This window comes from Lachnoanaerobaculum sp. MSX33 (assembly GCF_000512995.1).
GTDB lineage: Bacteria > Bacillota > Clostridia > Lachnospirales > Lachnospiraceae > Lachnoanaerobaculum.
The window spans coordinates 1-18,248 of sequence record NZ_AZXX01000027.1 but is presented as its reverse complement, the minus strand read 5'-3'; the positions used below and the strand labels follow the sequence as shown (position 1 = coordinate 18,248).

At 36.3% G+C, this 18,248-nt stretch carries 18 protein-coding genes and 1 pseudogene; all 19 read right to left on the bottom strand.

Translation table 11 applies throughout. The features are described from left to right. Window positions 1-566: 566 nt before the first annotated feature. Window positions 567-1,595, bottom strand: a complete 1,029-nt coding sequence (locus tag HMPREF1495_RS03100) for an RNA ligase family protein (RefSeq protein ID WP_034211969.1) — start codon at window positions 1,593-1,595, stop codon at window positions 567-569. A gap of 64 nt (window positions 1,596-1,659) precedes the next feature. Then, entirely contained in the window at window positions 1,660-2,523 is an 864-nt protein-coding gene (locus HMPREF1495_RS03095; RefSeq protein WP_034211967.1) for an N-acetylglucosamine kinase, read from the bottom strand. After that, window positions 2,524-3,621: a DUF871 domain-containing protein gene (locus tag HMPREF1495_RS03090; RefSeq protein WP_034211965.1), complete on the bottom strand. Its 1,098-nt coding sequence runs from the start codon at window positions 3,619-3,621 to the stop codon at window positions 2,524-2,526. It lies immediately after the preceding gene. Window positions 3,622-3,650: 29 nt separating this feature from the next. Further along, window positions 3,651-4,997: a PTS sugar transporter subunit IIC gene (locus HMPREF1495_RS03085; protein ID WP_007592554.1), complete on the bottom strand. Its 1,347-nt coding sequence runs from the start codon at window positions 4,995-4,997 to the stop codon at window positions 3,651-3,653. Between the two features lies 1 nt (window position 4,998). After that, on the bottom strand, window positions 4,999-5,310 hold the full coding sequence (locus HMPREF1495_RS03080) for a PTS sugar transporter subunit IIB (RefSeq protein WP_007592556.1): 312 nt from the start codon (window positions 5,308-5,310) through the stop codon (window positions 4,999-5,001). A gap of 70 nt (window positions 5,311-5,380) precedes the next feature. Beyond that, window positions 5,381-6,295 (bottom strand): N-acetylmuramic acid 6-phosphate etherase, encoded by a 915-nt coding sequence (gene murQ, locus HMPREF1495_RS03075; RefSeq protein WP_034211964.1) that lies wholly within the window; start codon window positions 6,293-6,295, stop codon window positions 5,381-5,383. Then, on the bottom strand, window positions 6,282-7,727 hold the full coding sequence (locus HMPREF1495_RS03070) for a glycoside hydrolase family 1 protein (RefSeq protein ID WP_034211963.1): 1,446 nt from the start codon (window positions 7,725-7,727) through the stop codon (window positions 6,282-6,284). The genes murQ and HMPREF1495_RS03070 overlap by 14 nt, the downstream gene beginning before the upstream one ends. Window positions 7,728-7,748: 21 nt before the next feature. Then, window positions 7,749-8,591, bottom strand: a complete 843-nt coding sequence (locus tag HMPREF1495_RS03065) for a MurR/RpiR family transcriptional regulator (protein WP_034211962.1) — start codon at window positions 8,589-8,591, stop codon at window positions 7,749-7,751. A gap of 38 nt (window positions 8,592-8,629) precedes the next feature. Beyond that, on the bottom strand, window positions 8,630-8,980 hold the full coding sequence (locus tag HMPREF1495_RS03060; RefSeq protein ID WP_034211961.1) for a PTS lactose/cellobiose transporter subunit IIA: 351 nt from the start codon (window positions 8,978-8,980) through the stop codon (window positions 8,630-8,632). Between the two features lie 120 nt (window positions 8,981-9,100). Then, the gene (locus tag HMPREF1495_RS03055; protein WP_034211959.1) at window positions 9,101-9,679 is read right to left on the bottom strand and encodes a GNAT family N-acetyltransferase; all 579 of its coding nucleotides are present in this window, start codon (window positions 9,677-9,679) and stop codon (window positions 9,101-9,103) included. After that, complete coding sequence (locus HMPREF1495_RS03050; RefSeq protein WP_034211957.1) at window positions 9,669-10,358, bottom strand: potassium channel family protein; 690 nt, start codon at window positions 10,356-10,358, stop codon at window positions 9,669-9,671. Before HMPREF1495_RS03050 ends, HMPREF1495_RS03055 begins: the two co-directional genes overlap by 11 nt. A gap of 19 nt (window positions 10,359-10,377) precedes the next feature. Then, on the bottom strand, window positions 10,378-11,718 hold the full coding sequence (locus tag HMPREF1495_RS03045) for a TrkH family potassium uptake protein (protein ID WP_034211954.1): 1,341 nt from the start codon (window positions 11,716-11,718) through the stop codon (window positions 10,378-10,380). A 60-nt stretch (window positions 11,719-11,778) separates the two neighbouring features. After that, a complete protein-coding gene (locus HMPREF1495_RS03040) occupies window positions 11,779-13,194 on the bottom strand; it encodes an oxaloacetate decarboxylase subunit alpha (protein WP_034211952.1) in 1,416 nt (471 codons plus the stop codon). 9 nt (window positions 13,195-13,203) lie between these two features. Continuing rightward, entirely contained in the window at window positions 13,204-14,355 is a 1,152-nt protein-coding gene (locus HMPREF1495_RS03035) for a sodium ion-translocating decarboxylase subunit beta (protein WP_034211950.1), read from the bottom strand. 18 nt (window positions 14,356-14,373) lie between these two features. Beyond that, complete coding sequence (locus HMPREF1495_RS03030) at window positions 14,374-14,736, bottom strand: biotin/lipoyl-containing protein (protein WP_007592581.1); 363 nt, start codon at window positions 14,734-14,736, stop codon at window positions 14,374-14,376. 11 nt (window positions 14,737-14,747) lie between these two features. Continuing rightward, window positions 14,748-15,476: an OadG family protein gene (locus HMPREF1495_RS03025; RefSeq protein WP_034211947.1), complete on the bottom strand. Its 729-nt coding sequence runs from the start codon at window positions 15,474-15,476 to the stop codon at window positions 14,748-14,750. A 9-nt stretch (window positions 15,477-15,485) separates the two neighbouring features. Continuing rightward, the gene (locus tag HMPREF1495_RS03020; protein ID WP_034211945.1) at window positions 15,486-16,937 is read right to left on the bottom strand and encodes an acyl-CoA carboxylase subunit beta; all 1,452 of its coding nucleotides are present in this window, start codon (window positions 16,935-16,937) and stop codon (window positions 15,486-15,488) included. A 293-nt stretch (window positions 16,938-17,230) separates the two neighbouring features. After that, window positions 17,231-17,665: a hypothetical protein gene (locus HMPREF1495_RS03015; protein ID WP_007592585.1), complete on the bottom strand. Its 435-nt coding sequence runs from the start codon at window positions 17,663-17,665 to the stop codon at window positions 17,231-17,233. Between the two features lie 174 nt (window positions 17,666-17,839). Further along, window positions 17,840-18,248, bottom strand: a pseudogene (locus HMPREF1495_RS03010) (hypothetical protein); the annotation flags it as partial.

Genomic DNA, 18,248 nt, shown 5'->3' with positions numbered 1-18,248 from the left:
ATTTAAGGTTGTTCTATCGCACTCGTTTCACTCGTACGAAGAACTACTTTTTCACTAAAATTCAAACTTCGCTTTCGCTCGTTTTCATCAAGTGAAAAATGCACCTGAAATCTCATCAATTATTTTTTTTAATAATTAAGTTATTTTCAGGGTTGTGTGTACTGTTTAATCTTAAATTATCAAGGTTCGTTTGCTTTGCTGTTTGAAACAGCTTAACTATTATATCAAGCTCATCAAATCTTGTCAAATCTTGTCAATAACTTTTTTAAAAAGTTTTTTCAGATTATTTTAAGCTGTTTTGCTCTTTTCAAGCAACTTTGATATAATATCATTAATTCAACATCTTGTCAACAACAATTTAAATTATTTTTAAGTTATTCTGATGTTTGAATTAAGTTCCCTGCAAAAGCAGTGTATTAATTATACTTTTTCATATCTCAAAAGTCAAGCGACTTTTTCAAAAAAACTCAAAAAGCGACTTTTTCAAAAAAACTCAAAAAAACAGCTACAGTTTCGAATATATTTTTATCAAACTGTAGCTATTTCAGATTTATAAAAGCGGTTTACTACTCTTTCAATAGATAATCATTATTTATAACTTTCATAGACAGCGGACCTGCTATGGTATTTGAATACACAGTTTCAACCGGTCTTATTACGATACCTTCCTTATTCTTACCTGAAGTGTACTTTCCCTTTGCTCTTTCCAAAAGTTCATCAACGCTTTTGTACTTAAACTCTTCTTCCACTTCCTCAACAGGCACCATATTTAAACCAAGAAGCTTACATATCTCCTCGGTCTTATACATAGAAAACCTTGTATTAGTTTTCATATCTGTTATCGTAAATACATACCACTCAGGTGTTTTCAGATTAAGTCTGTTTTTTTGAATACCCGGTCCGCAAAATTCACCCTGAATCGCTATATCGTCAAGATTATTTTCTTTTAATCTCTCTTCTATTCTATGTTCATGTGCATATTTCCACATATCACATTTATCATCATCTGCATATTCATAGTTTCTTCCGCATACACCGAAATGATCACCGCTCTTATACATGGTTACACTGCACCCGTCCATTTTAGTACTTATGTAATATCCCTTTACAGATTTAAACTCCTCTATTAACTCCGGATATGACTGCACTCTAAGCTCGTCGGTTTTTGATATTTCACTTGGAAACTCTGCAATAACTGTACCGTCATTGCTTACTCTCTCCTCTATCTCCCATTTCCTTATTCCAAGAAGTTCGGTTACATCATCACCTATTTCATATTTACCTTCAGGAAGTATTTCTAAAGGTTGTACCAACCCCTGTGATATCTGTCCTCTGAATTTCATGGTTTTCAGCCTGAATCCGGCACCCATTATTTCATTCTCTTTAAAGCTGCTTGCTCGGAGGAATTCAAAACGTTCACATACAGGAAGGAATGAATCCACTTCCATATATACACATTTATCACCTATACCGAATTGACCTTTGTTAGCTACACATTGCCATCCTAATACATGTACACATTCTATCTTTTCAGCGCCCTCTATAGGCGTGATATTATGTACATACTGTATGGATGCCAGTTTTCTTTTTCCCATTTTTCACCTCAACAAAATATTATTTTCTTTATACTCATTATAGCAAAAATATTTCCACTTTTCACTATACCTGTAGTATACTCCCCTTTTCAGGTGTAAATATCGGTGAAACAATATCAATATCCGGATTCATTTCCTTTATCTGTTCCATTATAAACTCAGACTTAAAGACTCCTCCTATATAGCTTAACTTTATTTTATTTTCAAATTTTTCACTCAATGCTTTTATATGTAAAGTTATTTCTCTTGCCGCTTTTTCAAAAATATTCTCAATATTTTCACAGCTGTAGATATATTTTGATGCCTCAGCCGCCAGAGATGCTATATGCTCTCTTGTGAAATCGCTTGTTGCTATATCATTAACACTGTTCATCTTAAAATATTCAAGTACCAGATCATATATCTTGCTTTTTTTATTTCTGCCGTCGGATTCTTTTAAGGCTGCTGAAATAATCTCTTTTCCTATACTGTATGCACTGCCCTCGTCGCCGTATCTGTATCCGAATCCGCCACACCTGTATGTATTCTTACCTATCTTTGCAAGTCCTATACTTCCTGTACCTGCAATTATAAGTATTCCGTCATCTCCTCCAAGTGCACCGAGCATTGCGGCGTAGGCATCAGAATAAAGCCTGAACTCTTCAAACACCGATGAAAACTCATCCTCAAGCTTTTTTCTGTAATCCTTATTTATACCGTATCCTCCAAGACCTGCTCCCACCTTCAAATCATAATCACAGTCTTTTATATTAATAAGCAGCTTTTCTCTGGCTTCGACAAGAATAGATACCGCTTCTTTAAAACTTGTCTGTTCAGGGTGGATTGTAGGCATTAAAACAGATGCAATACTGTTTTTATTACTGTCAAACAGCATAAAATTTGTCTTTGTTCCACCACCGTCTATTCCGATGTAATAAGTATTTTTCATCTATACTTCCTTTGATTCCTTCATTGCAAACTTCTGCCAGGGCCTTATATAATCAAGCAAGAACAACTCATCTTTATCAATATGCCCGACTACAGAGCTCATTCCCGAATTTTCCATATCGCTTAGAGCAATCTGCAGTTCTCCCGCATAATGACCGTAAAGTGAGCTTTCAATTATAATATCACCTCTTTTTATAGGTGCAGGATTTATTACTTCAAACTTTTCACCCTTATACTTTACCCTTGAAGCTGTCGATCTGATAAAATTGTCCGATTTATCGCCTCTGTTAAAATGCATTTCTTTTAAAACTATAGTTCTTTCAAGTTTTGGAAGCTCAGGTAGTAATTCCACATCAAAGCATACTCTGTCCAGCCGAATACTTTTTATCTTTTCAATTTCCTCATCTGTCGGATAGCAATTTGAAATAATGATATCATCGATGTCATCCATTGCAATCATATGCTTCAGTTGCTTATCTATACTCATATTTCTGTGCATTTCCAAAGTCGGAAGGCCGAAGTCGGTAGGCCATGGACCAAACGATCCTTCACTTCTTGTGGTAATAAATGCCGCAGTATTCAGACCGTATTTTTTAAATCTTTTTGTACAGCTTTTAAAGAAATCAAGTCCGAGTCCGCTGTAATTATGCGGATAAAAATTATGGCAGCCGTATAGATTGTATCTGTTAGGTTCATAATTCATTATTGTATCAATAGTTGAAACATCATTTGACATATTAATTTCTATCTTCAAGTCGTATTCGTTAAAAGTCATAACAGACTCTTCCAGTCCGCTAAATCCCAGATCAAGCCTAAGCCCGTCCGCTCCTATTTCTTTGAAGAAAGAAAGATCCTTATATGATATTCCCAGTTTATCAAAAACTGACGGTGATACATCAACTATTATTTCAAATCCAAGGCTCTTTGCATAAAGATTTATCTTACTGAAATCATGTATTATCTCTTCTTTTGATTTATTCACTGATAAAAGGCATGAGAAAATACGAGAAAAGCCGGAAAATCCGGCTTTCTTAATATATTCAATAATATTTTCCACACTGTCTTTTTCAGGATAAATTGATATCCCAAGTCTACGCATAACTCTCCTTTATATTATTACGTAAAATATTATGCAGCAACATCACTTTCTTCCTGCTTCTTTAAATCTGCATCATACTTGTTAAAGAACGGAAGATAAATAAGTATTGAAAGAATTATCAAAAGTACATTTAATATAAGTGCTCTGATATCTCCGTTTGTTGCAAGGAATGCACCTATAGGTCCCGGCAAGGTCCATGGTGCTGACGCCACCACCCTGTTTACAAGTCCAAGCTCAGTTGCTATCCATGCAATTATAGCACAAATAATCGGATTTAAAACAAAAGGTATCAAAAGAACAGGGTTAAGGATTATAGGGCATCCGAAAATCATCGGTTCATTGATATTAAATAGCGCCGGTACAAAAGCTACCTTTCCAAGTGTCTTGCCATACTGTGATTTTGATCTGAATAAAAGTAAGATTGCAAGTCCTATAGTTGTTCCTGAACCTCCGATATATATAAACCACTGATAGAAAGGCTCAGGAGCAATATTCGGAATAGCCATTCCTGCTGCAAGCGCATTTGAATTCTGCTCAAGAAGCATAAGCCATATAGGTCTTGTAACACTACCTACCACGCTGCTTCCGTGTATACCGAAGCACCAGAAGAATGAATCAAGGAATGTAAGCAAAAGTACTGAAGGAAGTGTATCCGCAACATGTACTATAGGTCTTATAACTGAACCTACAATACCGTGAACATTTATTCCAAGCCACATACATATGGTTGAAACTATAAGCAGAATAATAACGGTAGGTGTAAGTGCTTCAAAACTTCTTGCAACAGATTCCGGAACCTGCTCAGGCATTCTGATTTTAAAGCCTGATTTTTGTGTAAATCTATAGATTTCTACCGCAAAGAATGCTGAAAGAATACCTACAAACATTCCGTCGGATCCGATATATGACATTCCAAGATGCCAACCGCTTGGTATTGCCTTAATATAATCTGCCAAAGCCTGATTGTTTGCGGCAAGGCTTTGAATTTCTTCACTTGCCTCAGGAAGTGATACCGGTACGACTGTCAAAAGGAATGTCAATTCTGAAAGAATAGCTCCTGAAAGTCCGTCCAAATCATAGCTCTTTGACAATGAAAATCCTATTCCGAATACTGCATACAATGTCATAATATACATTGCCATACGATATGGAAGAAGAATTCTGCCCGCATTTGCTTTTATAAACTGTGCAATTCCCCAAGATGCAGGCATTTGATTCGGCAAGAATGCAATTACAAGAAAAAGTGAGCTTACAATTACTATAGGCAAAGTGGCAATAATACCGTCTCTTACAGCTCTTAAATGTCTTTGTTCACTGAGCTTTGCCATCGGTGTACTTAGATTTTTGTCTAAAAATGCAGCAATATTATCAAACATTTTAATTACCTCCTGTTAATCCCTTCATCTGTGTATAAAGCTTAGGTCCACCAAGAGGTGAATAAGCCATAGGTTCGATTAATGCACATGGAATATTCTGTGCATCTGCCGCAGCCTTGATATTATCAAATCTGTGGCGAATCTGTGGCGCAACCATCACACAATTCCAACCGTTCTTTACCTCGTCATCAACAGCCTGAGTTCCTATTGCAAGAACTTCAATCGTTTCACCATGCTTTTCGGCCTCTTTTTTCAAGGCATTTACGGCAATGGTTGATGACATGCCGCCCGAACAAACAAATAATACCTTCATATATTACCTTCTTTCTAAACCCGATTTTGTATGAAATCGAATTTTAATATTTTTAAATAAATATTTTCAATCACCTGTTATTTTTAAGCAATTTCTTTATCGTTGTACTGACATCAAGATTATTATTTTCCAAAGTTTCCTTAGCCTCATCGGCACTCACAGATGCAATTCCCATAACTATGGCAACTTTGACATCATACCCTGATTCTTCCAAAAGCTTTTTTGAGATATCCTTATCTATTCCTGTAGCTTCACTTACTATATTCAAAGCCCTTACTCTCAGCTTTTCATTGGTTGTAGCCACATCTACCATAAGGTTTTGATATACCTTGCCTATCTTTACCATTGTAGTTGTGGAAATCATATTAAGTACCATCTTTTGTGCCGTACCGGCTTTCATTCTGGTTGAACCGGTTATCGCTTCGGCTCCTACAACCACTTCTATTTTTGCATCCGCATAATCGGATATTTGAGCTCCCTGTACACAGCTGATAGCCACCGTTTTACTGCCCAGACTTCTTGCATATTCAAGACCGCCTATTACATAAGGAGTTCTACCGCTTGCCGCAAGTCCTACCAAAGTATCCCTCTCGTCAAGTTTAAGTTCCTTTAAATCATTAACGGCAAGTTCTTTGGAATCTTCCGCACCTTCAACAGCTTTTCTCATGGCCTTGTCACCACCTGCCATGATTCCTATCACCATATCAAAAGGTACTCCGTAAGTCGGCGGACATTCACTGGCATCAAGTATTCCAAGTCTGCCGGATGTACCGGCACCGATATAAATAAGTCTGCCGCCTCTTTTTATACTTTGTACTGCAAAGTCCACTGCCTTTCCTATTTCCGGAATAACAGGCTCCACACAGTCTGCAACTTTTTTATCCTCTTGATTTATTTTCTCAATGATTTCTACTGTGGAAAGTTCGTCAAGATTCATCGTGTTAATATTTCTTTTTTCAGTATCCAATCTATCAAGACTTAACACTTTCTCTCTCCTTTTCTATATAATCCTTGTAGAATTCAAAACTTTTCTTTTTATATCTTTTGTAGCTTCCGTTTCCAAGATTGTCGGCATCGACATATACCACACCGTATCTCTTACTCATTTCCAAAGAACCGGCTGATACAATATCTATAATTCCCCAGAGCAAATATGCCAGACATTCCACTCCGTCATCGATTGCCAGCTTTATCTGTTCAAAATGATCTTTCAGATATTCTATTCTGTAATCATCATTTATAATATTGCCTTCCAACAGTACATCATTGTATCCGAAACTGTTTTCGGTAATCATTACAGGCTTTTTGTATCTGTCATAAATCTTATTCATGGAAATTCTTATTCCGACAGGATCAATCTGCCAACCCCATTCATTTGCTTTTAAATAAGGATTCTTTGTACTCACAACAAGATTTCCGGCTGTTTTTTCCATCTCTTCCGATGCACATACATTTGACTGGTAATATGAAAATCCTACAAAATCCGCCGTATTATTTCTTAGCAGTTCTTCATCTCCAGGTAGAAACTCCACATTCACATTATTATCTCTGAAATACTTCTTCATATAATACGGATACTCTCCACCGGCCAATACATCTGTAAAGAACCATTGATTCACCTGTTCATATTGAAGCGTCTTTAACTGATCGAACGGATTACATGAATATCCGTAATAGCAAAAACAGGCAGCCATACATCCGAAACTTGCATCAAGCATTTTTCTTCCAAGCTCTATTACCTTTGCGGAAGCTATAAACTGATTGTGCAATCCTGCAAATATATCATTTAAATCATATCCGCTTCCCTCTTTGTTTTCATCTCTGAGAAGTCCAAGTCCGTTGAAAGGACTGAAAAAGCCGGTGTTTATCTCATTGAAAGGTACTACATAGTCCAGGTACTTTCCAAATCTTTCAAATATTACTTTTGCATATTTTAAATACAAATCGACAAGCTTTCTGTTTTTCCATCCACCGTATTTTTCAACCAGTGCAAGAGGTAGCGCATAGTGTGTAAGACTAAGATATATCTTAATACCCTTTTCTTTTAATTTTTTAAGAATATCCCCGTACATATTAAGAGCATCTTCATTCGGTTCCTCTTCTTCACCTGTCGGAAAAATTCTGGACCAGGCAATGGAAATCCTGTATATGTCTATCCCAAGTTCAGATAAATATTCTATATCTTCATCAATATGTGCAAGTCCTTCACTTCCCTTTCTTCCCGGGAAAAAGTCACCATCTTTCGGATTTTTCGCTCTTTCTATATCGGCTTTTGTCAGAAGTCTTGTAGAGGTAGTAGCATTATCTGTCCTTTTTATATATCTTCTGCAGTCTTGGGTATCCATACCCTTATTAAAAAGAGTAAATCCTCCTTCATATTGACTTGAGGCACTTGCACCTCCCCATAGCATTCTCATTTTTCACTTCCTTTAACAAAATCAGTCTCTAAGTTTCTTTATCAAATCTCTTGTGGCTTCAATATCTTTAAGAACTTCGGGATAATGTCTGTGTGATATTGCAAGATAAATCATATCCAATAAAGTAAGTGTGGTATTACGACTTGAAATTGCTCCAAGTCTTAATTCTCTCTCATCATGCGGAACACGAAGAGTTATATCACAGATTTTAGACAATTCATTCTTGCCGAAACAACAAATACCTATTGTCTTTGCCCCTGCTCTTTTTGCAATTTCAGCTACCAAAACAGTCTCCTTTGTATTTCCGCTATAACTTATACAAACACAGGCATCTTCTTTTTTAATAAAGTTCAAATTAACAAGCTGTAAATGTATATCATTATTAAATACAACATCCTTACCTATTCTTGAAAGCTTATAATTTATATCGTAACAAACTATACCGCTGGCTCCTACTCCGAACAGATATATTTTCCTTGCATTATCTATTGCATCTATCGCCTCTTCAATAAGACTTATATCCATCAGAGCATAAAGTTTTTCAATACTCTTAATAAGATTTATTTTGTTTTTTTCTATAATATCTTCAAGTTCGTCTTCAGGATGTATTATCTCATCGCCTGTATAATCTTTATCCGAATCCAAATCTGCAGCCAATGCCAGTTTCAGCTGTTGAATACCGTCAAATTCCAGACTTTTTACAAATCTTATGACTGTAGCCGGTGATGTGCCTGTTATTGCCGCAATTGATTGTGTACTTAGATTTATAGCATCTTTATAATTATCTATAAAATAATCCGCCACTCTCTGTTCCGACTTGGTCAGTTTTGAATATTCCTCTTTGATTTGCAATACTATATCCAATGTATTACCTCCAAATTTTATGGAACTCCCAATCACTTTTATATTTTCTTTTTTATTTCCTCTATTTCCGTCTTAAGATCGGCAATAGTTTTATAGAGTGAGATCATCTCCTCAGCCAATTCCTCAGCCACATTCGCCATTGTAAGATGATCTTGTGAATGTATCAGAATAATATTTACAGGAACCTGCTCACCTCCGGCTTCCTTTGCAATCATATCTGTCTGTAATTCATGAGCTTGTAAAAGTCTTTGATTCGCCTCTTTAAGCTTTTCATTTGCAGATTCAAAGTCGCCCTTTCTTGCATCACAGATGGCATCCATTGAATACCCCTTACTGTCCCCTGCTGCAGCAATTATTTCAAAAGAAATCTGATAATCTTCTTCTCTCATAAAACTCCTATCATTCGCAAATTATAAAATATTATTTCAGTAAATATTTTATTTTATGGAATATTATTTCTAAGTTCATTTAATCATATTCATATGTTTTTGTCAATGAAATATTAATATTTAAAGTATATAATTTGTCTCCTCAAACCTCAAAAACTCCTTAATCTCCCCATGTTCTCCTATTATCTTCTCCATCCATATCATATGATACCATCTGTCGAATTTATGTCCGCAGTTTTCAAACTTTCCAACCATTCTATAACCCATATGTTCATGAAACTCTGCACTGTTATTATTTAAATACTCATCCTCTTTATCCACATAACCGATACAGGAGTATAAATTTGTTATATTCTGTGCCTTTGCTATATCCTCCAGGACCGAGTATAATTTTTTGCCTATACCCATTTTCTTCTTATCAGGATTTAGGTATATGGTAGTCTCTGCGCTGAGTTCATAAGCTTTTCTTCCCACAAATGGATGAAGATATGCATATCCGAGTATTTCATCATCATAGCAGGCAACAATGTATGGATATTTTTTTAATATTTCTTCTATTCGGAATTTAAACTCTTCCACACTTGGCACCTCTGTCTCAAATGATATTGCTGTCTCCTTCACATAATATGCATATATCTCAAGAAGGTTTTTTGCATCCTCAGGTCTTGCAAGTCTTATAGACATACAACTAGTCTTCATCACCTTCTTCTCCTGTTGTAAAGTTGGTTGCATCAAAATCTAAAAACTTTTCCAAATACTTATTTGCACCATAAACCAGTATATCCTGATTCTTTTCAAACTTTATCTGTGGGGTAATAGTCATATACCAATTATCACCTTTTTTAATTGCCATAATATTAACTTTATATTTTTTCCTTATATCCAGCTCCAATACAGTTTTTCCCTCCCAGCTTTTAGGCACCTTACATTCAAAAATAGAATTTTCTCCGGGCAGCTCTATATAATTTGAAATATTGTTTGAACTGTATCTTATAGCAGTCCATTCAGCCAGTTGCCTTTCAGGGTAAACAACTTCGTTTGCACCGTTTCTTAAAAGAAATTTTGCTTGCGTATCTCTTGATGCTCTGGATACCACGTATTTTGCTCCACACTCACTAAGCAGTGATGTTGTTTCAAGTGAAGTTTGAAAATCATCACCTATTGCCACAAAGCAAGTGTCGAAATTGCCGACACCGATTGATTTTATAAACTCAATCTTTGTACTGTCTCCAATCATTGAATTTAAAGTATAAGGCAATACCTGCTCTATACAGTCTTCATTTCTGTCAACAGCCATTACATCATATCCAAGTTCATATAATTTCTTACATAAATGACGCCCAAAACGCCCTACACCTATTACCAAAAAACTCTTCATAATTCACCTCATATCAAATTTATCCAACTGCTACCTGCTCCTTAGGATATCTTGCATTTCCGTTATTCTTAGGATTAACGGCTGCAAAGATAAGTGTTATACCGCCCACTCTTCCTATATACATCATACAGATCAACAATATCTTTGAAATAGTCCCAAGATGTGGCGTAATACCTAAAGTCAGTCCTACCGTTGCAACAGCAGATGCACACTCAAACATTGTTTCTTTCAACGAAAATCCTTCTATTCCGCTTATAATCATTGATCCGGCTACAAATAATACAATGTCCAGTACAAATACCGCAACAGCATTCTTTATTATATCCGGTTCAATTCTTTTCTTAAATACCGCTACCTCTTTGTCCTGCTTTAAAACGGAGCACATTGTAGCAACTAAAATAAATACGGTGCTCATCTTGATACCGCCTGCAGTTGATCCTGAACCTCCGCCAATCAACATCAATATAATTGTCATCGCTATACCGTTATCACTGAATTTCGTATAATCAATTGTGTTAAATCCTGCTGTTCTGGGTGTAACCGCTTGAAATACACTTGAAAGTATTCTTGTTTTAATTTCCAAACTGCTAAACTCTGTAAAGAAAAATAAAACAGACGGAAATATCACTAATACCACACTCATAACCAATACCATCTTTGTCTGAGTGGAATATCTTTTCATATCAAACTTGTAATTTATCATATCTTTCCATATGAGAAATCCCAATCCACCTATAAGTATCAAGAGCATTATACTAATATTTATCATTACATCCGATTGGTATTTTGTTAAAGATGAAAATTTACTCACATCTCCCATCAAATCAAATCCTGCATTGCAAAATGCAGATATAGAATGAAATATTGAATAGTATATTCCCTTTGTTACACCGAAATCTTTCATAAAACTTGGAAACATAAGGAGTGCACCGATCATTTCTATAATTATGGTTCCCTTAAATATAAAACTTGTAAGTTTTACAATACCTCCTATTTGTGGGGCCGACAAAGCACTTTGTAATGTTGCTCTGTCTCTAAGACCGATTTTTTTACCTGCAACTTGAGTAAATACAGTTATCATGGTAACAACTCCGAGTCCGCCACATTGTATCATAGCTATTATTATTATCTTACCGAATAATGACCAATGTGTAGCTGTATCATACACTATAAGTCCTGTAACACAACTTGCACTGGTAGCAGTAAATAAAGCATCTATAAACGGTGTAAAATCTCCGCTTCTTGATGAAACAGGAAGACTTAGAATACTTGCACCTAAAAATATCATAATGATAAAGCCGAATAATATAATTCTGGCACTGCTAAACTGATTTAAAACTTTTTTCTTTATTTCTTTCATTTTCACTTACATAAAAATCCCCTACATTAAGTAAGGGATTTTTGAATACTTATTTTTTATTTATACCGGATATGCGCCTGCATCTTTGTCTGCTTTAGTCATATCCACTTTTGTCTTTTGTGCTGCTCTGTATTCAAAGAACTCTTCTGCAACCTTTGGGAAAAGTGCATATGTAAGCACGTCTTCATCCTGCTCTTTCCACTTTGCAACCTGCTTCTCAAACTCAGGAAGCTGTGGTGGAATAAGATCTGCCGGTCTGCATGTTATAGGCTTCTCATCACCTATTATCTTCTTTTGTACTTCTTCATTGAAAGGTTTGATAGTCTGTCCGAATTCTCCAAGCATTATCTTCTTTGATTCCTTCGGAACAAGCTTGTATCTCTCACCTGAGAGCACATTCATAACCGCCTGTGTACCTACAATCTGTGATGAAGGTGTAACAAGTGGCGGCTCACCGAAGTCTTTTCTTACTCTTGGAATCTCCTCCAAAACTTCTCTGTACTTATCTTCCTTACCCGCCTCTTTAAGCTGATTGATAAGGTTTGAAAGCATTCCTCCCGGAACCTGATATTTCAAAGTATTTATATTTACTCCAAGTACCTTCGGATTTAGGAGTCCGCTCTTTATAAATCCTTCTCTTATCGGCTGGAAATAATCTGCAATTTCAGAAAGTAAGTTGATATCAAGACCTGTATCATAAGGTGTTCCCTTAAATGTCTCAACCATAACCTCTGTAGCAGGCTGTGAAGTACCAAGTGCAAAAGGTGAAATTGCAGTATCAATAATATCACAACCCGACTCTACAGCTTTTAAAAGTGACATTGATGCAAGACCTGCAGTATAGTGAGTATGAAGCTCTATAGGTAAGTTTGTAGATTCCTTAAGACTTCCGATAAGTTCCTCTGCCGCATATGGTGTCAAAAGTCCTGCCATATCCTTTACACAGAGAGAATCTGCACCCATATCTTCTATTCTCTTTGCAATATCTTTCCAATACTCAAGTGTATATGCATCACCCAAAGTATAGCAAAGAGCAATTTGAACTTCAGCATTCTTCTCTTTATTTGCCGCATCAACAGCTGTCTTTAAGTTTCTGATATCATTTAAAGCATCAAAGATACGAATTATATCAATACCGTTTGCAATCGACTTTTGAACAAAGTACTCTACAACATCATCCGCATAATGATTGTATCCCAGGATATTCTGTCCTCTAAAGAGCATCTGAAGCTTGGTATTCTTGAATCCGTCTTTAAACTTACGCAGTCTCTCCCACGGATCTTCATGTAAGAATCTGAGTGAAGCGTCAAATGTGGCACCACCCCAACATTCTACAGCTCTGTAGCCTACTTTATCCATTTTATCTATTATAGGAAGCATCTGTTCTGTAGTCATTCTTGTAGCAACCAAAGACTGATGTGCATCACGGAGCACGGTCTCAACTATCTGAACAGGCTTTTTCTGAATTTCTGCCATAATCCCTCCTTATACTATTCCGAATATTGCCATAAAGGTTCCTGCAGCTACAGCCGTACCGATAACACCTGCCACATTAGGTCCCATAGCATGCATCAAAAGGAAGTTTGTTGGATCATACTCCGCACCGACCTTTTGTGAAACTCTGGCTGCCATAGGTACTGCCGAAACACCTGCCGAACCGATAAGCGGATTTACCTTACCGTCGGTAACCTTACACATTAACTTACCGAATACTACACCTGCCCAGGTACCGAAGGCAAAAGCTATAAGTCCGAGAGCTACAATCTTTAAGGTTGTAACTTTAAGGAATGCCTCCGCACTTGTTGTAGCACCTACGCTGGTTCCAAGTAAGATAACAACGATATACATCATTGCATTTGCTGCTGTCTCTGTAAGCTGCTTTACAACTCCACTCTCTTTAAAGAGGTTTCCAAGCATCAGCATCCCTACCAAAGGTGCTGTAGTAGGAAGTATAAGGCATACCACTACTGTAACTATTATAGGGAAAAGAATCTTCTCAAGCTGTGATACAGGACGAAGCTGCTCCATCTTGATTCTCTTCTCCTCATCAGTTGTAAAGAATTTCATAATAGGCGGCTGTATGATAGGTACCAAAGCCATATATGAATATGCCGCTACAGCTATAGGTCCCAGATATTCAGTCTGTCCAAGCTTTCCTGCAAGGAAGATAGAAGTAGGTCCGTCAGCTCCACCTATAATAGATATAGCTGCTGCCGCTTTATCATTGAATCCCATAAAGATTGCTATAAAATAAGCCGCATAAATTCCAAACTGTGCAGCCGCACCGAGTAAGAATGATTTCGGATTTGCAATAAGCGGACCGAAGTCAGTCTGTGCACCTACACCCATGAATATGAGTGACGGCAATATACTCCATTCATCCAATACATAGAAATAGTGAAGCAAACCTCCAACACCGTTTGCCGAATTCTCAGGTCTAAGCATTATATCCGGGTAGATATTTACAAGTAACATACCGAAAGCAATAGGAACCAGCAAAAGTGGCTCAAAGCCTTTTTTTATTGCCAAATATAGAAATATAAAGGCAACAAAAATCATTATCAAATTGCCGAAGGTAAGATTCATGAATGCGGTCTGAGCAATCAAATTGGATAATGTATTTAATATATAATCCATTTTTTCTCCCTCCGGATATTAGTTGATTGTTACAAGAGTTTGATTGGTTTCAACACTGTCTCCAACATTTACATTTATACTTGCAATTGTACCGTCCTCAAGTGCAACGATATCATTTTCCATCTTCATAGCTTCAAGTACAGCTACCACTTCACCTTTTTTAACAGCCTGATTAGGACTTACCTTGATGCCAAGAATTTTTCCGCTCATAGGTGCAACAACCTTTACTCTGCCTTCGCTACCGCTTGTTGCAGGTGCAGCCTTTGCTACAGGTGCCACCGGCGCGGCTGCTACAGGTGTAACAGGAGCACTTGCTCCTCCTCTTTCCTCAACAGAAACTTCATATGATTTGCCATTTACTGTAATAGTATAATTCTTCATTTTTCCCTCCACTATCTTTTTACTCTCTTTATTGAACGAACAATAAGGTTTGATGCATCTGTATTGCTAAACTCCGCTATAGCCGCCGTTATAACCGCTACAAGCTCCAAATCATCCTCAAGATTTTCAGGCTCGTTTACAGCAGCTACCTCGATTACAGGTTCTTCCTTAGTCTTTGCTTTTAATTTATTTTCAAATACATTTATATACTTAAACAAGCTTATAAGGAATGATATAAAAATCAATATAATAAATACCGTTCCCATACCGAGAACTGTATTAAGTGCGGCCTTTTCCATATTTTCAAGAACACTGTACTTAGGTGTGATAGAAAATACCGCTACCTGATTTGTTTTGCTGTCAAAACCGAGTGTCATCTCGGATTTTCTGTTTTCACCGGAATAATTTACCTTAACAACATAATTGCCTTCTGAAGCTGAGACTTTTGTATCATCAATACCTACAAGATCTCCGACAAGTTCTTTTGTTGATTTAAAGTTTTTTACACCTTCGGCAAATGCCGTCTGACCGTTTTGCTCTACACTGTCAATTACCTGGTCAAGCTCCGCATCATTCATTTTATACAGCTGATTCAATAAACTTTCAGCCTGTACCGGAAGCTGATTTGAAATATCCTCAGGTATTGAACTCTCAGAGTCGGCCTTTTTACCGCATGCACTAAGTGCCAGCATGGCAATCATAAACAGACTTAAGATTAAATACTTTATTCTCTTTTTCATGATCCACCTCTAAATTGATCCATGTTTCTTATATGGACGATCTTCTTTCTTTGTAAAAAGCATTTCAAAGGCTGCCAACAATCTCTTTCTTGTATCTGCTACCGTAATAATATCATCTACATATCCTCTTCTTGCAGCATATACGGCTGAATTTTGTAAGTTCTCATACTCTCTTGTTTTCTCGTCAAGAGTTGCCTTTATATCTTCACTTGAATCAATTTCTTTTGAATATATTATCTTTACAGCCTCACTTGCATTCATCATACCCATCTTTGCATTTTCCCATGCAAAAACTATATCGGCACCTATTGATTTTGAATTCATTGAAAGTGAAGCGCTTCCGTAAGCATCACCCACTATAAGGCTGACCTTAGGAACTGTTGCATTTGCATATGCATATGTAAGCTTTGCACCTGCCTTAGGCATTCTCTTCTCACTGCATTTTGTAGTTCTGTATCCTTTTACATCTACAAGTGTAAGTACCGGAATATTGAAGGCGTCACAGAATTCAACAAAACCTGCCGCCTTATCACTTCCCTGATGAGAAAGTACATTTTCAAACTCATCTGCAATCTCGCCGTTCTCATCATAAAGTGCTCTTCTGTTTGCTACTACACCTACAGTATTACCGTTTAATCTGATAAAACCTGTAAACATCTCTCTTGCAAAATTTTTCTTTACTTCAAGCACATATCCGCTGTCTGAAATAATATTCAGTGCAAGTGCGGGATCGCTTATTCTACCTTCAAGTTCAGGTGTAAGTCTGTTTAAATCATCTGTGCACTCGATATATGACATATCATCCTCATTATTTGCAGGAAGAACTGAAATAAGCTCTCTGATTCCTGAAATGATTTCAGACTCGGTTCCTATAAAATCAACCAAACCTGTGGATTCCGATTGGAACTTGGCACTTGAAAAATCATTCTTATCCTGTGAATTTCCGTTTATAGCATTTGGTGAATTTACAAAGACCTTTGCCTTATCCTTCTCCATAAATACAAAATCACTGAGTCCGTTGCTGATAGCCATTCCGCCGCCGCTTAGACCGAACACAGCCTGTATCTGCGGAATAACTCCACTTGCTTTTGTCTGTGCTAAATATATTTTTCCAAAGGCATCCAATGCATCAAAAGACTCTTCCAGTCTCAGACCTGCACAATCAACAAGCCCTACTACCGGTGCTCCCATCTTCATTGCCATATCATATAGTGCAACAATCTTCTTTGCATGCATTTCTCCTATTGAGCCGCCAAGCACTGAAGGATCCTGACTATACACATATACCAGACTGTCATTAATCGTACCGTAACCTGTCAATACACCATCCTTTGGAGTATCCTTATCAGATAGATTGAAATCTGTGTTCCTTGAACTTATATATGAGCCAATTTCCACAAAACTTCCGGTATCGAGCAAATCTTCAATTCGTTTCATAGCAGAAACTCCTATTTGAGCCATATACAAACCTCCGTTTTAATTAATAAGTTGTTGTGATCTAAATAGATTTTGATCACCGTGATATTATATTTTAATAAAAAATATAGCATCACCGATATTGTTAAATACAAAACAATCTTAAGCTATTTTATAATGAAATCAACAAAAAAACAAGGGCAAAAGCAGTGAAATAATATTCATTTCTGTCAATTTTTTTTACTGTTGTATAAAACCACAACAGGTAAGCATATAATAAAACTCACAGAAAAAAATTTAATTTTATTTCTGTGAGTTTGTATTTAAAGCAACAATTATCAAGACTTTAGATACTGCTTAAAGTTTTCTTCACTCATATCCGCCCTTTTCGCAGCTTCCGATACACTTAATATGCCATCCTTTACCAAAGAAATAAGCACACTTATCACACCTTCTTTTCTACCTCTTGCTTCCACTTTATCCAGTACCTCACACATTGTTACACTCTCCTTTCTACTAAGCTCGTTTATCGTTTCTTCAAATCTGTCATCTTTTGTCATTGCAGACATTAACATCAAAAGCTCATCTACATGTTTGATTACCGTCTCGCACGCAACATAATCATTACTTACACGCATCTGATACAAATAATCAGCAAGTATCCAAAAATCACTCCTAAACTTATCTATTGTAGTTTGAGTACAAAATGTATTATCAAGGAAATAGAAAATTAAAAGTTTTTTTAAGTTCTGTCTCGAAAAGAGAATAGTCATTATATTCAATAACAAGTTTAGATATTTCTTTTCTAAAATCACCTTTATTTTTATTATCATGAGAAGAAACGTATTTTTCGGATAGAATACTAAACAAATTTTTTCCATTAACAAAGTATTCTTTATCATCCTTAACTGGTTTTTTTCTCTTTTCATCATCAGCTTTTTTAGAAGCTATATTTGTAAATACTCTGTTCTAAACCAATTTACTTCTGATTCAAGTTCAAATAGACAATCTCTAATTTGTCTCATTAAATCGAAGTTTTCTTTATCGAAAAGTTGAACCTTTAAGTACTTTTCAAGGCTTTCAATAGGGAGAAATAGTATATTATCACTTGGTATCGAATACCATAAAGTACTCTCTTTCTTTTTTTCTGTTACAATATTTTTAACATCGCCATCAATAATGCTAATAATACGGGCATTTTCAGAAAGAACCTTATCAATCATAAGGTTTCGATGTAAATCTAATGTGTTTTCATATCCACCAACAGGTAGAATCTGTATGCGTTTGTTTTGATTAAGTTTAAGCTTGTTAATAAATAAACCTAGATTATTCATGTCAACGCCATGAAAGTGGATG

Bases quoted from the DNA above. Each gene is read 5' to 3' on its own strand.
- HMPREF1495_RS03100 (WP_034211969.1), bottom strand. From the start codon at position 1,595: ATGGGAAAAAGAAAACTGGCATCCATACAGTATGTACATAATATCACG.
- HMPREF1495_RS03095 (WP_034211967.1), bottom strand. From the start codon at position 2,523: ATGAAAAATACTTATTACATCGGAATAGACGGTGGTGGAACAAAGACA.
- HMPREF1495_RS03090 (WP_034211965.1), bottom strand. From the start codon at position 3,621: ATGCGTAGACTTGGGATATCAATTTATCCTGAAAAAGACAGTGTGGAA.
- HMPREF1495_RS03085 (WP_007592554.1), bottom strand. From the start codon at position 4,997: ATGTTTGATAATATTGCTGCATTTTTAGACAAAAATCTAAGTACACCG.
- HMPREF1495_RS03080 (WP_007592556.1), bottom strand. From the start codon at position 5,310: ATGAAGGTATTATTTGTTTGTTCGGGCGGCATGTCATCAACCATTGCC.
- HMPREF1495_RS03070 (WP_034211963.1), bottom strand. From the start codon at position 7,727: ATGAGAATGCTATGGGGAGGTGCAAGTGCCTCAAGTCAATATGAAGGA.
- HMPREF1495_RS03060 (WP_034211961.1), bottom strand. From the start codon at position 8,980: ATGAGAGAAGAAGATTATCAGATTTCTTTTGAAATAATTGCTGCAGCA.
- HMPREF1495_RS03055 (WP_034211959.1), bottom strand. From the start codon at position 9,679: ATGAAGACTAGTTGTATGTCTATAAGACTTGCAAGACCTGAGGATGCA.
- HMPREF1495_RS03050 (WP_034211957.1), bottom strand. From the start codon at position 10,358: ATGAAGAGTTTTTTGGTAATAGGTGTAGGGCGTTTTGGGCGTCATTTA.
- HMPREF1495_RS03045 (WP_034211954.1), bottom strand. From the start codon at position 11,718: ATGAAAGAAATAAAGAAAAAAGTTTTAAATCAGTTTAGCAGTGCCAGA.
- HMPREF1495_RS03040 (WP_034211952.1), bottom strand. From the start codon at position 13,194: ATGGCAGAAATTCAGAAAAAGCCTGTTCAGATAGTTGAGACCGTGCTC.
- HMPREF1495_RS03035 (WP_034211950.1), bottom strand. From the start codon at position 14,355: ATGGATTATATATTAAATACATTATCCAATTTGATTGCTCAGACCGCA.
- HMPREF1495_RS03030 (WP_007592581.1), bottom strand. From the start codon at position 14,736: ATGAAGAATTATACTATTACAGTAAATGGCAAATCATATGAAGTTTCT.
- HMPREF1495_RS03025 (WP_034211947.1), bottom strand. From the start codon at position 15,476: ATGAAAAAGAGAATAAAGTATTTAATCTTAAGTCTGTTTATGATTGCC.
- HMPREF1495_RS03020 (WP_034211945.1), bottom strand. From the start codon at position 16,937: ATGGCTCAAATAGGAGTTTCTGCTATGAAACGAATTGAAGATTTGCTC.
- HMPREF1495_RS03015 (WP_007592585.1), bottom strand. From the start codon at position 17,665: ATGACTATTCTCTTTTCGAGACAGAACTTAAAAAAACTTTTAATTTTC.